General features: G+C 71.7%; 14 protein-coding genes. 7 read left to right on the plus strand and 7 right to left on the minus strand.

Annotation, left to right across the window (positions count from 1 at the left end):
• Positions 1-103: 103 nt before the first annotated feature.
• Complete coding sequence (gene sodX, locus ACFYXE_RS03975) at positions 104-538, plus strand: nickel-type superoxide dismutase maturation protease (protein WP_389309514.1); 435 nt, start codon at positions 104-106, stop codon at positions 536-538.
• On the opposite strand, the gene ACFYXE_RS03980 is transcribed toward sodX, so the two are convergent.
• Positions 421-1071: a CGNR zinc finger domain-containing protein gene (locus ACFYXE_RS03980; protein ID WP_389308554.1), complete on the minus strand. Its 651-nt coding sequence runs from the start codon at positions 1069-1071 to the stop codon at positions 421-423. The genes sodX and ACFYXE_RS03980 overlap by 118 nt on opposite strands.
• 91 nt (positions 1072-1162) lie before the next feature.
• Between ACFYXE_RS03980 and ACFYXE_RS03985 the strand changes: the two genes are divergently transcribed.
• Positions 1163-1948 (plus strand): class I SAM-dependent methyltransferase, encoded by a 786-nt coding sequence (locus ACFYXE_RS03985; RefSeq protein WP_361176534.1) that lies wholly within the window; start codon positions 1163-1165, stop codon positions 1946-1948.
• Between the two features lie 118 nt (positions 1949-2066).
• Here the strand turns inward: ACFYXE_RS03985 and ACFYXE_RS03990 are convergent, their stop codons facing one another.
• The 3 genes from ACFYXE_RS03990 to ACFYXE_RS04000 are packed head-to-tail and all read right to left on the minus strand — an operon-like array spanning position 2067 to position 4763.
• Positions 2067-2828, minus strand: coding sequence for an amino acid ABC transporter ATP-binding protein (locus ACFYXE_RS03990; protein WP_361176532.1), 762 nt, complete (start codon positions 2826-2828; stop codon positions 2067-2069).
• Positions 2825-3766, minus strand: a complete 942-nt coding sequence (locus ACFYXE_RS03995) for an amino acid ABC transporter permease (protein WP_389308557.1) — start codon at positions 3764-3766, stop codon at positions 2825-2827. Before ACFYXE_RS03995 ends, ACFYXE_RS03990 begins: the two co-directional genes overlap by 4 nt.
• A 40-nt stretch (positions 3767-3806) precedes the next feature.
• On the minus strand, positions 3807-4763 hold the full coding sequence (locus ACFYXE_RS04000; RefSeq protein WP_389308559.1) for an ABC transporter substrate-binding protein: 957 nt from the start codon (positions 4761-4763) through the stop codon (positions 3807-3809).
• 707 nt (positions 4764-5470) lie between these two features.
• Here ACFYXE_RS04000 and ACFYXE_RS04005 point away from each other — a divergent pair.
• The 4 genes from ACFYXE_RS04005 to ACFYXE_RS04020 all read left to right on the plus strand — a co-directional run bounded on the left by ACFYXE_RS04005 (position 5471) and on the right by ACFYXE_RS04020 (position 8689).
• Positions 5471-6685, plus strand: coding sequence for an NADP-dependent malic enzyme (locus ACFYXE_RS04005; RefSeq protein ID WP_361176526.1), 1215 nt, complete (start codon positions 5471-5473; stop codon positions 6683-6685).
• A gap of 177 nt (positions 6686-6862) precedes the next feature.
• On the plus strand, positions 6863-7825 hold the full coding sequence (locus ACFYXE_RS04010) for a zinc-binding dehydrogenase (protein ID WP_389308562.1): 963 nt from the start codon (positions 6863-6865) through the stop codon (positions 7823-7825).
• 55 nt (positions 7826-7880) lie between these two features.
• The gene (locus ACFYXE_RS04015; protein WP_355802881.1) at positions 7881-8090 is read left to right on the plus strand and encodes a sigma factor-like helix-turn-helix DNA-binding protein; all 210 of its coding nucleotides are present in this window, start codon (positions 7881-7883) and stop codon (positions 8088-8090) included.
• The gene (locus ACFYXE_RS04020) at positions 8090-8689 is read left to right on the plus strand and encodes a Clp protease N-terminal domain-containing protein (protein ID WP_389308565.1); all 600 of its coding nucleotides are present in this window, start codon (positions 8090-8092) and stop codon (positions 8687-8689) included. Before ACFYXE_RS04015 ends, ACFYXE_RS04020 begins: the two co-directional genes overlap by 1 nt.
• Before the next feature lie 67 nt (positions 8690-8756).
• Here the strand turns inward: ACFYXE_RS04020 and ACFYXE_RS04025 are convergent, their stop codons facing one another.
• Together ACFYXE_RS04025 and ACFYXE_RS04030 are read right to left on the minus strand one after the other, a co-directional pair.
• Complete coding sequence (locus tag ACFYXE_RS04025) at positions 8757-9998, minus strand: helix-turn-helix transcriptional regulator (RefSeq protein ID WP_389308567.1); 1242 nt, start codon at positions 9996-9998, stop codon at positions 8757-8759.
• 1 nt (position 9999) lies between these two features.
• On the minus strand, positions 10000-10971 hold the full coding sequence (locus ACFYXE_RS04030; protein ID WP_389308569.1) for a DUF4097 domain-containing protein: 972 nt from the start codon (positions 10969-10971) through the stop codon (positions 10000-10002).
• A gap of 201 nt (positions 10972-11172) precedes the next feature.
• On the opposite strand from ACFYXE_RS04030, the gene ACFYXE_RS04035 reads away from it, so the two are divergent.
• Positions 11173-12051: a hypothetical protein gene (locus tag ACFYXE_RS04035; RefSeq protein WP_389308571.1), complete on the plus strand. Its 879-nt coding sequence runs from the start codon at positions 11173-11175 to the stop codon at positions 12049-12051.
• Between the two features lie 178 nt (positions 12052-12229).
• On the opposite strand, the gene ACFYXE_RS04040 is transcribed toward ACFYXE_RS04035, so the two are convergent.
• Positions 12230-12412, minus strand: coding sequence for a DUF6104 family protein (locus tag ACFYXE_RS04040; protein WP_003961784.1), 183 nt, complete (start codon positions 12410-12412; stop codon positions 12230-12232).
• Between the last annotated feature and the right edge of the window lie 269 nt (positions 12413-12681).

Consider the following 12681-nt stretch of genomic DNA (forward strand, 5'->3'; position numbering starts at 1 on the left):
ACTCCGTGAGAGACGGGTTTTCTCGAGTGCCCCCATGGGCTTAGGACAAAAGTCCAGGGTCAGACTGGGACTCGTGGAGGATAGGACCGGGGAGGTGCCGGTGATGCCGGAGCTGTCGCAGGAGTCCGAGCGCGGAAGGGCCGTCGTGCCGTGGGGTGCCGCGGAGGTGACAGGACCCTCGATGGTGCCGACGCTGCACCACGGGGACCGGCTGCTCGTGCGGTGGGGGGCACGGGTGCGTCCGGGTGACGTGGTGATCCTGCGCCACCCCTTCCAGCAGGACCTGCTGGTCGTCAAGCGGGCCAAGGAGCGGCGCGAGGGCGGCTGGTGGGTGCTCGGCGACAACGCCTTCGCCGGCGGGGACAGCACGGACTACGGCGTCGTCCCCGAAGACCTCGTCCTCGGAAAGGTGGGGTTCCGCTACCGCCCGCCGACGCCCGGCCGCCGTTCCCCGCTCGTGCTGGCGCGCTGGGCGCTGGGCGCCGTACGCCCGGTGGCGGCGGAGCGCTCCGTCTCCAGGCGCTTGCGGGCGCGGTAGGCGGCCACGTTGGCGCGGGTGGCGCAGCGGTCCGAGCAGTAGCGCCGGGAGCGGTTGGTCGACGTGTCCAGGTAGGCGTTGCGGCACGGCGCCGCCTCGCACAGGCCCAGGCGGTCCACGCCGTGCTCGGTGAGGTGGAAGGCGAGGCCCATCGCGGCGATCGCGGCGTACCCCGTCGTGGCGTTCGAGGAGTGGTCGGCCAGGTGCATGTGCCACAGCGGGCGGCCGTCCTCGTCCCGGTGGTCGTGGCCCGAGATCTGCGGGCTGACCGGGAACTCCAGGAGCAGTGAGTTGAGCAGGTCGACGGCGAGCGTCTCGTCGCCGCCGCTCGCCGCCTCGAAGACCGCCCGCAGGCGGGCCCGCACGGAGCGCAGCCGGGTCACGTCGGCGTCCGTGGCGCGCCGGGCCATCTGCGTGCTCGGGCCGAAGAGCTCCCGGATCTTCTCGACGGACGTCAGCGTGTCCTTGTCGCGGCCCGGCTCCTCGCTGTTGACCAGACGCACGGCGAAGTCCGAGTAATGGGCCAGTTCCACTTGTAGTCCTTACCGGGGCGGGCTAGGGTCGGCACGTCGGCCGGTAATGGCCGATTGCGGTACCAGGGTATTACGTAATGGAGGGGTTCCGATGACGGAGACAGGGACGGGAGCCGAGGCCCGGGGCGCGCTCGGCACCGACTGGCGCGCCTGGCAGGACAGCTGGGACCGGCAGCAGCAGTGGTACCTGCCCGACCGCGAGGAGCGGTTCCGGATCATGCTCGACATGGTCGAGGCCGTGGTCGGACCCGCCCCGCGCGTCCTGGACCTGGCATGCGGTACGGGAAGTATTACGGACCGGCTGCTCCAGAGGTTCCCGGAGGCGACCAGTGTCGGCGTCGACCTGGACCCCGCGCTGCTCACCATCGCCGAGGGCACCTTCGCCGGGGACGACCGGGTCACCTTCGTCACCGCGGACCTGAAGGACCCCGGCTGGACGGCGGCCCTCCCGCACGACGCGTACGACGCCGTGCTCACCGCCACCGCCCTGCACTGGCTCTACAGCGAGCCGCTCGCCGCCCTCTACGGCCAGGTCGCCGGACTCGTCCGCGACGGCGGCGTGTTCATGAACGCCGACCACATGCCCGACCCGGCGACCCCGCGCCTGAACGCCGCCGAGAGCGCGCTGCGCCACCGGCGGATGGACCGCGCCAAGGCCGAGGGCGTCCTGGACTGGAAGCAGTGGTGGGAGCTCGCCGGCCGGGACCCGGTCCTCGCCGGACCCACCGCCGAGCGGTTCGAGATCTACGGCGAGCACGCGGACGGCGACATGCCGTCCGTCGACTGGCACGCCCGCACGCTGCGCGAGGCCGGCTTCGCCGAGGCCCGCGCGGTCTGGGCGTCGCCCTCGGACGCACTGGTCCTCGGCCTCAAGTAGCCCGCGCCCCAAGCGGTTCCCGCAGGGGAGTGCGCGGACGAGGGGTCACGCGCGAGAGGGGCGGTACGGATCACCGATCCGTACCGCCCCTCTCGCGTGCCCCTGCCGGGGGCGCGGGCTACAGCACCTTGGACAGGAACGACTGGGTGCGCTCCTGCTGCGGGTTGGTCAGGACGTCGCGCGGGTTGCCGGACTCGACCACCACGCCGCCGTCCATGAAGACGAGACTGTCGCCGACCTCGCGGGCGAAGCCCATCTCGTGCGTGACGACGATCATCGTCATGCCGGTCTCGGCGAGGTCGCGCATCACGTCGAGGACGTCGCCGACGAGCTCGGGGTCGAGCGCCGAGGTCGGCTCGTCGAACAGCATCAGCTTCGGGTCCATCGCCAGCGCGCGGGCGATGGCCACGCGCTGCTGCTGGCCGCCGGAGAGCTGCGAGGGGTAGCTGGACGCCTTGTCGGCGAGGCCGACGCGCTCCAGGAGCTGGCCCGCGCGCTCGCGGGCCTGGGCCTTGGGGATGCCCTTGACCTGGACCGGCGCCTCCATGACGTTCTCGATGGCCGTCATGTGCGGGAAGAGGTTGAAGCGCTGGAAGACCATGCCGATGTCCCGGCGCTTCAGGGCGACCTCGCTGTCCTTGAGCTCGTACAGCTTGTCCCCCTTCTGCCGGTAGCCCACCAGGTCGCCGTCGACGTACAGCCGCCCGGCGTTGATCTTCTCCAGGTGGTTGATGCAGCGCAGGAACGTCGACTTGCCGGAGCCGGACGGGCCGATGAGGCAGAACACCTCGCCCGACTCGACCTCCAGGTCGATCCCCTTGAGGACCTCGACGTTGCCGAAGGACTTGTGGACGCCTTCGGACTTCACCATGGCGGTCATGCGGTGCCTCCCCGCGTGCTGTTGAGGGACAGCATGTTGGCCTTGATCTTCTGCCACGGCGTGGCGGGCAGCGAGCGGGACGAGCCGCGGGCGTAGTAGCGCTCCAGGTAGAACTGGCCGACGCTGAGGATGGACGTCATGATCAGGTACCAGCAGGCGGCGAGCAGCAGCGTCTCCACCGTCGCGCCCGACGAGGTGCCGATGTCCTGGGCGTACTTGAGGAGTTCGTAGTACTGGACGGCCGCGACCAGCGAGGTCGTCTTCAGCATGTTGATGAACTCGTTGCCGGTCGGCGGCACGACCACGCGCATCGCCTGCGGCAGCACCACGCGGCGCAGCGTCTTGCCGTGGCTCATGCCGAGCGCGTGCGACGCCTCGGTCTGGCCCTCGTCGACCGAGAGCAGGCCGGCGCGGCAGATCTCCGCCATGTACGCGGCCTCGTTGAGGCCGAGGCCGAGCAGCGCTGTCAGGAACGGCGTCATGAAGTCCGACCACTCGTCCTTGTAGACCGGGCCGAGGTTCACGTAGTCGAAGACGAAGCCGAGGTTGAACCAGACGAAGAGCTGGACCAGGACCGGCGTACCGCGGAAGAACCAGATGTAGAACCAGGCGATCGACGAGGTCACCGGGTTCTTCGACAGCCGCATCACCGACAGGAGCACGCCGCCCACCACGCCGATGAGCATCGACAGGAAGGTGAGGATCAGGGTCTCGCGGACACCCTTGAGGATGCGCTCGTCGAAGAAGTTGTCGGGGATGGCGCCCCAGTTGATGTCACCCTGCGAGAAGGCGTAGACGATCGAGGCGAGGATGCCGATCGCGAGCACCGCGGCCACATAGCGGCCGAAGTGCCGGACGGGGATGGCCTTGATGGCCTCCGCCGGGCGGGCCGTGGGGACGTCGTCCGCGGGGCCCTTCTTGGAGATGTCGGGGGTCACGGGAGTGGCCTTTCAGCGACTTGGAGAGAGGGGGAGGGGGTCACTTGCCGCCGTTGACCACGGCTTCCTTGACCGCGCCGTCCTCGACGCCCCACTTCTTGATGATCTTGTCGTAGTCGCCGTTCTTGATGATCGCGTCGAGCGCGGCCTTGATGGCGTCCCGCAGCTCGGGGTTCTTCTTGGAGACCGCGATGCCGTACGGGGCCGCCTCGACCTGCTCGCCGACCAGCTCGAAGTCCTTGCCGCCGCCCGAGGTCTTCACCGCGTACGCGGCCACCGGGAAGTCGGACGAACCCGCGTCGGCGCCGCCGGAGCGCAGCCGGGTCTGGGCCTGCTGGTCGTTGTCGAACTGCTCGATCGCGATCTTCTTGCCGCCCTTGCACTTCTTCGACTCGGCCTTGGCCAGGTCGTGCGAGACGGTGCCGCGCTGGACGACGATCTTCTTGCCGCAGAGGTCGCCCCAGGTCTTGATGCCCTGGTCGTCGCCCTTCTTGGTGTAGATCGAGACGCCCGCCGTGAAGTAGTCGACGAAGTCGACGCCGGTGCCGACCTTCTTGCCGGTGTCCTCGTCGATGCCCTCCTGACGGTTCTTGGTGTCCGTCATGGCCGACATCGCGACCTGGTAGCGCTTGGAGCGCAGGCCGCCGAGGAGGGTGTCGAAGGTGCCGTTCTCGAACTCGAACGTGACGCCGAGCTGCTTGCCGAGCGCCTCGCCGAGGTCGGGGTCGATGCCGACCGTGTTGCCGGACTTGTCCTTGAACTCGACCGGCGGGTAGGCGATGTCCGACCCGACCTTGATGGTGCCCTTGTCGCGTATGTCCTTGGGCAGCTTGTCGGCGAGCGGGGCGTTGCTGACCGTGTCGCTCTCCTTGTCGTTGGTCTGGTCGCCGCAGCCGGAAAGCAGCAGCGTGCCGACGACCGCGATCGTGCCGACCGCCGAAATCCGGGTCTTTGCGGACTTGGCTGCGGTCTGCCGACAAATGGAGCGTGCGGTCATGGTGGGTCCTCCGGCGGATGAGGGAGTTGCCGATGGGTCGGGCACACACCTTCGGGTGTCGCGACCTCGTGTGATGACGGCATCTTGCCATTCGGACCGTCCGATTCTGGGTGCCGGAGATGTCAAAATCGGATAACGGGCGAGCCTCGAATCCCCTCATCCCGGTACGGCAAGGGCGCAAGGGGGCGGGAGCGAATCATCGTTAACCAAGCGATATCCGGTGAATCTCGCCATGCGGACCGGTGCAGCGCACTATTCGGAGAATTCGGACATCGGTTGTTCGGGGCTTCTTTGTACGGTGCGTTTCCCGTCGATCCCGGCGATGCCGGAAAAGCCGGGCACTTCGCTCTTGATCACCCGGCCCGGGGGGGGAGTCTCCGCGGGACCTTCCCCGCGGTGCCTCCGCGGAGCCCTCCCCGCGCGCCCCCGGCTCCCCACGGGCCCACCTGCCCGCCTAGGGACACTCGTCCCGGCCTCTAGGGACGTCTGCCGAGCTGGCTGCAACCAATGTCACTCGCCCGTGCCCACTGCCTTCGGGTACAAAGGTTGGCTACACCCCTCATCCGGGGCCCAGGGCGCGTGTGCGGCGCGCCCGCGTGTCCGTACCTCCCTCCGCCGACAGGCGGGGAACGGACGCGGTGCCCGCCCACTTCTCAACCGGGAGTGGACACCCTCAACTGATGATTAAGACTTAAGGGGTCAGACAAGTGGCAGCGGAGATCGTCAATCCTCGCAGCGACAGCAGTACGGATCACGAAGGCGACAGCGATCCCTTCGATCCGGCCTTCGCGCTGCATCGCGGCGGCAAGATGGCCGTGCAGGCCACCGTGCCGGTCCGCGACAAGGACGACCTGTCCCTGGCGTACACGCCCGGCGTCGCGAAAGTGTGCAGCGCGATCGCCGACCAGCCGGAGCTCGTCCACGACTACACGTGGAAATCCAATGTCGTCGCCGTGGTGACCGACGGGACCGCGGTGCTCGGTCTCGGCGACATCGGCGCCGAGGCCTCCCTCCCCGTGATGGAGGGCAAGGCCATCCTGTTCAAGCAGTTCGGCGGGGTCGACGCGGTGCCGATCGCGCTCGCGACCACCGACGCCGACGAGATCGTCGAGACGGTGGTGCGCCTCGCGCCGTCGTTCGGCGGGGTCAACCTGGAGGACATCTCGGCGCCGCGGTGCTTCGAGATCGAGCGCAAGCTCCAGGAGCGGCTCGACATCCCCGTCTTCCACGACGACCAGCACGGCACGGCCGTCGTCACGCTGGCCGCGCTGCGCAACGCGGCCCGGCTGACCGGGCGCACGCTCGGCGAGCTGCGCGCCGTCATCTCCGGGGCCGGCGCGGCGGGTGTCGCCATCGCCAAGTTCCTCCTGGAGGCGGGCCTCGGCGACGTGGCGGTCGCGGACCGCAAGGGCATCGTCAGCCGTGACCGGGACGACCTCACCCCGGTCAAGCGCGAGCTCGCGGAGATCACGAACAAGGCGGGCATCAGCGGTTCGCTGGAGGCCGCCCTGGAGGGCGCCGACGTCTTCATCGGCGTCTCGGGCGGCACCGTCCCCGAGCCGGCCGTCGCGTCCATGGCGCCGAACTCCTTCGTGTTCGCCATGGCCAACCCGAACCCCGAGGTCCACCCCGACGTCGCGCACAAGTACGCGGCCGTGGTGGCGACCGGCCGTTCGGACTACCCGAACCAGATCAACAACGTGCTGGCCTTCCCCGGCATCTTCGCCGGCGCCCTCCAGGTGCGGGCCTCCCGCATCACCGAGAGCATGAAGATCGCCGCCGCCGAGGCCCTCGCGGCCGTCGTCGGCGACGAGCTCTCCGCGGAGTACGTGATCCCCTCGCCGTTCGACGAGCGGGTCGCCCCGGCCGTGACGGCCGCGGTGGCCGCCGCCGCCCGTGCGGAGGGCGTGGCCCGGCGCTGACGCCGGTCCCGCGATCCCTCGCGCCCCCTGCCGCCCCGCGCGACAGGGGGCGCGGTGCGTCGCGGCGGCGCGTGGCGCGCTGGGCGCGCTGGGGGGTGCACCGCGTCGCGACCGCGCGGCGCGTGTCACAGCCGTACGTGGTTCCGTCGCGGCAGCCCCGCCGCCTAGGGTCGGCTCATGTTCGCTGCCTACGCTGCCCGAATCGACCGTGACCAGCCGCTCGACGGCCTCGAGTTGGGGGAGCGGCCCGCCCCCGAGGCACGCCCCGGCTGGTCGACCGTGAACGTCAAGGCCGCCTCGCTGAACCACCACGACCTGTGGTCGCTGCGCGGGGTCGGCCTGGCCGAGGACAAGCTGCCCATGATCCTCGGCTGCGACGCCGCCGGGATCGACGAGGACGGGAACGAGGTGGTGCTCCACTCCGTCATCGGGCAGACGGGGCACGGCGTCGGCCCGCACGAGGGCCGCTCCATCCTCACCGAGAAGTACCAGGGCACCTTCGCGGAGCGGGTCGCCGTGCCCGCCTGGAACGTGCTGCCCAAGCCGAAGGAGCTGTCCTTCGCGGAGGCGGCCTGCCTGCCGACCGCCTGGCTGACCGCGTACCGCATGCTCTTCACCAACGCCGGGGTACGGCCCGGTGATTCGGTCCTCGTGCAGGGCGCGGGCGGCGGGGTCGCCACGGCCGCGATCGTGCTCGGCAAGGCGGCCGGTCTACGGGTCTTCGCGACGAGCCGGGACGAGGCCAAGCGGAAGCGGGCCCTGGAGCTGGGTGCCGTGGAGGCCGTCGAGGCGGGTGCGCGGCTGCCGCAGCGGGTGGACGCCGTCATCGAGACGGTGGGCGCGGCCACCTGGTCCCACTCGGTCAAGTCCCTGAAGCCGGGCGGCTCCCTGGTCATCTCGGGCGCGACCAGTGGGGACCGGCCCTCGCACGCCGAGCTGACCCGGATCTTCTTCCTGGAGCTGAAGGTCGTCGGCTCGACCATGGGCACCAAGGACGAGCTGGAGGACCTGCTGGCCTTCTGCGCGGCCACCGGGGTACGTCCGGTGGTCGACGAGGTGCTGCCGCTGGACCGGGCCCGCGAGGGCTTCCGGCGCCTGGAGTCCGGCGAGCTGTTCGGCAAGATCGTGCTGGAGGTCTGAGCGGCTCTGTCAATGGTGGTTGACACTCGCCTCCTGTCAACTTAGGTTGACATGTATGACCGAAGCAACGGATCTCGCCGAGCGCGCGGGCGATCGCGACCCACGGATCGGGCTGCGGGCCGTCACCGCGCTGCGCAAGCTCGTGGAGCAGCTGGAGGCCGTGCAGGTGCGCAGTGCGCGGCTGCAGGGCTGGTCGTGGCAGGAGATCGCCGCGGAGCTCGGCGTGAGCAGGCAGGCCGTGCACAAGAAGTACGGGAGGCAGTGATGTTCGAGCGCTTCACCGAAGAGTCCCGCGCCGTGGTCCTCGGCGCGGTCGAGCGGGCGGCGGCAGCGGGTGCCGAGAAGGTCGACGACGGACATCTGCTCCTCGCCCTGCTGGACCAGCTCGACCACGGGGTGGGCGAGCGTGCCGCGTTCGTCCTGACGGCCCTGGGCGCCGCCGACCGGCGCGCGTCCATCGAGGGGGCCCTCGCCGACGCGCGGCGCAGGGGCGGGCTCTCGCAGGCCGAGACCGAGGCGCTCGCGGGCCTCGGCATCGACCTCGAGGAGATCGTCGCCCGGGTCGAGGAGGTGCACGGCGCCGGGGTGCTCGCCGGGGCGGGCGCGGGCGGTGCCGGTGACGCGGGCCGGTCGGCCCGCAAGGGCCGCAGGAACCGGCTCGGACGGCTCCCGTTCACCCGGGACGCCAAGGAGGTCCTCGCCAAGTCCCTGCGGATCGCGGTCGCGCGCCGCGACCGGGTCATCGCGGGACACCACATCCTGCTGGCCCTCACCGTCCGGCCCGGCGTCGTCGCGGAGGTCCTGGCGGATCACGGGGTGACGTACGGGGAGTTGGAGCGGGTGCTGTTCGCCGGGGCGACCTGAGGGGCGCCGAGTCGGCTCCCCGCGCCCGTCACCAGGCGGCGCCGGGAGGCCGACAGTTCCCGAGGCGTCAGGAACTGCTGGGCGTACGCAGTGACGCGCCGATGTGCGCCGCCGCCTCGGACAAGTGGCGCCGGGCCACGCGGAGCTGTTCGTCGGTCACGCCGTGGTCGCGGGCCGCGTCGCGGATGTCGTCGCGGAAGCGGTCCAAGAGTCGGTCGAGGTCCTTGCCGGGGTCGCCGGTGGAGTCCTCCTTGGCCCACCCCGGGCTGTACTCCACGGGGAGGTCCTCGGCAGCGGGGCTGAACTTGGGGCCGGAGCCGGGTGCGGGGGTGGACGGGGGCGCGGGCGTCGGCGTGGGGTCGGTGGCCGCGGCTGCGCTCGCGCCTGCGTCGGTGCCGCCGGGACCGGCGCCTTCGGGGTCGCCCACGGGCTCGGCGGCGGACGGCCGGGCGCCGGGCGCTCCGGTGCCGGGTGCCGGGTCGGACGCGGCGCCGCCTCCGGTGCCTGCCGCGGTCCCGAAGTTCTTGGCGAAGTCCTTTCCGAAGTCCTTGCCGAACTCGCCGAACTCCTTGGCCAGTTCCGTCAGGCCCTCGCGAACGCCCGTCGGCCAGTCGCCCCGGGCGAAGTGGTCCTGGACCTGCTCCTGCACGCGCCGCGCGATGCGCTGGACCTCCTCCTGGGCCTCCCTGGTCTGGGCGCGGGCCTTCTCCTGGGCGTCCTTGGCCTGACGGCGGGCGCGCTGGGCCTCCTCGCGGGCGCGGCGGCTCTCGTCCTTCGCGCGGCGCGCCTGCTCCTTCCACTCCTGCTTGGCGCGCTTGAACTCCTCCTTCGCCTGGCGCCAGCCCTCCTTGTCGCCCCAGGCGCCGTCGAAGAACTCGCCCGGGTCGGGGAAGGGCTTGAGCGGAGGCGTGCCGCCCGAGGAGCGCGCCTCCTTGGCGGCGGCCCGCATCTCACGGCGCAGCTCGCCCGCGGCGCCCTGGACGCCGTCGCGGATCTCGGCCGCGAGCTCGGCGACCGACTCGCGGATCTCCAGCTCCAGGTCGGCCAGCTCGCCGCTGCGGTCGGCCAGCTCGGCGCGGCCGGCGTCCGTGATCGCGTAGACCTTGCGGCCGCCCTCGGTGGTGTGGGTGACCAGGCCCTCGGCCTCCAGCTTCGCCAGGCGGGGGTAGACCGTGCCCGCGGAGGGGGCGTACAGCCCCTGGAAGCGCTCCTCCAGGAGACGGATGACCTCGTAGCCGTGGCGGGGGGCCTCGTCGAGCAGCTTGAGCAGGTACAGGCGCAGGCGGCCGTGGGCGAACACGGGGGGCATGTCAGAGCACCTTCTTGTCGGTCGGGCCGTCCGTGAGGCCGTCGGCCGGGGCGTCCGTGAGGTCGTCGGTCGGGCCGTCGGTCGGGCCGGGGGGCGCGGGGGAGCCGGCGGGGGCGGTGTCGGCCGGGGGGAGGTCCAGGGGGATCTCGCCGAGGGGGTCCTCTTCGCTCGGTGGCCTGCGCAGGAGCGCGATGGAGCCGGACACCGTCGTCGCCTTGAGCCGGCCGCGGCCGGTGCCGAGGCGGCCGGTGATCCGCTTGGCGCCCCACTGGCCGCCCACCCGCAGGTCCTCGAAGGCGTTCGACACCGAGCCGCTGGCCGTGTCCACCTCGACCTCCGCGTCCGCCGGGTGCGGCAGGCGGATCGCGATCTCGCCCGAGACGCTCGTCAGGGCCACGTCGGTGCGGCTGCCCGCCGGGTCGAGGTCCACAATCATTGAACCGCTCACCGAGTCGGCCCGCACGGACGAGCCCGCGGCCTCGACGACCGTCAGGCTGCCCGAGACCGAGTTGAACCGGAGGTCGCCGGTGACGCCCTGGGCCTCCAGGCTCCCGGAGACGGTGTCCGCACGGACCGGGCCCGCGAGGCCGAGCAGGGTCGTGTCGCCCGTGACGCCCTTCACCTCCGCGTGGCCCGCTATGCCGGAGACCATGGCGCCCGCGCCGACCACGCCCACCTCGACCCGGGTCGCCGCGGGCACGGCGAGCGAGACCACGGCGCTGCGCCGCCAGCCCTTGCGGTCGAGCCACTTCAGGAAGCCCTTCCAGGGCAGGTCGTCGTAGGCGACGGTGAGGGTGCCGCCCTCCTGGGTCACCCGCAGCGGAGGGCCCTCGATCTCGGAGACCTCGAGGCGGGCGGAACCTTCGTCGGTGCCCACCACGTTCACCATGCCGTTGACCACGCGGACGTGGAGTGCGGTCACCGGGGCGTCGAAGGTGAGCTTCCGAGGCTCGGCGACGGACCACTCTGACATGGGCTGGCCTCCTTGGCTGGCGGACGCGACGCGCCATATCGCGTCTCTCTCATTCACGATATATCGCGGATCCGCGAAGTCAAGACAGCCGGAGGGTGAACCCTTCTCCCGGACTCCGCCCGGAACCCGCTCGGATCCCGCCGGGCTGCCATAGGCCTACGTTTATGCGCCGAATGACCGGATCTGTCCTAGCGTGGGGCCATGTCGTCCGATGCTGAGTCCCTCGATTCCCCCGAAGCCTCCGGGGCCGCGTCCGAGGGCCCCGGGCCCGCGGGGTCCGTCAGGTCCGCCGGCGCGCTGCTCCTCTGCCGGGCCGAGCCCGACGTCGTCGAGATCGCGGCCCAGCTGCTCCGCGAGCGGATGCTGCTCGTGGAGGCGGGGCGCGGCTGGAGCGTCCTCGTGCCCGAGGGCAAGCCGTGGCTGCACGGCGAGGAGCCCGTGGACCGGGTACTGACCGGGTGGGCCACCGCGCTCGCGGTCGGCTCCGGCTGGCCCGTGCTCGCCCTGTGGTGGGACACGGACCGCTCCGGCTACACCCTCGCGGCGGGCTTCCGGCGGACCGTCGGATACGTCTGGCTGGCGAACGGGACGCCGGTCGGCGAGGACGAGGCGATGCGGACGTTCGCCGCGCGGCTGGGCCTCGATCCCGTCCTGGACGTGCAGTCCCTCGAAGCGCTCGCCCGGCCCGACACGGCCGCCGACGCGCGCGCCAGGATGCTCGGCCTGCTCGCCGTCCTCACCCGCACGGGGCTGACGCTGCCGGCGGGCCTCGGCCCCGGCGAACCGGCCGACCGGCTGCGCGAGGTCGCCCGCGTCCAGGAGGGCGTGCGACAGGTGGAGTGGTCCGGGTGGCGGGACGCGGTACGGGCGGAATTCGGCGCGGTCGAGAAGGGACCGCTCGGCCCCTGGGTACGCGGGCCACGCGCGCGGGTGCTCGCCGCCGCCCAGGTGGCCGCGGGCCTGCCGCTGGCGGTGTGGGCGGTCCGGCGACGCAGCGGCGGCTGGGCCGCGGCGGCCGCGCTGCTGCTCACGCAGGGCGCGGCGGGCCTCGCGTACGACCGCATGCGGGCACGGGACTGACATGCGGGCACGGGACTGAGCTGGGCTCTTGGGGGCGTGCGAGGCGCGGAGGCCTCGGGGGAGGGGCCATGGGCTACGGGGGCGGGTCGCTGCGGACGGCACAGCACGCGTCGCGGGCCCTGGCCGGTGACGCCACCCGGCCGCCGCGCGGGTCACGACCGGCCGGGGCAGTACGGACCTACTCGTCCTCGTCCTCGTCGTCCAGGCGGGCCAGCCACGTCGCCAGGCGCTCGACCGGGACCTCGAAGTCGGGGTTGAGGTCCACGAAGGTGCGGAGCTGCTCGGCGAGCCACTCGAACGTGACCTCCTCCTCGCCGCGCCGCTTCTCCAGCTCCTCGATGCCACGGTCGGTGAAGTACAACTCAAGCTCCTGTTGCGGACGGCCGCGGGGGACGCGGGTGGTGGTGCGGATGCAGCTGGCTCGGCTCCATTTTAGGCGTCGCCTGCCCCTGCCGGACGTGCACCCGAACCACACGCGTCCTGCTCGCCCGTGAACACTGCTTCCACGTTCGTCCGGGCGTGAAGTGGCGCCGTCCCATCGTGTCCGTGGCGGGCGTTCCGGCAGATGGAATACCGACCTTTTGGGTCGGGTCGCCGTAATGCGTGGCGTGCTGCTCTCTCCCGTTGTCG

The organism is Streptomyces sp. NPDC002564 (assembly GCF_042889645.1).
Classification (GTDB): domain Bacteria; phylum Actinomycetota; class Actinomycetes; order Streptomycetales; family Streptomycetaceae; genus Streptomyces.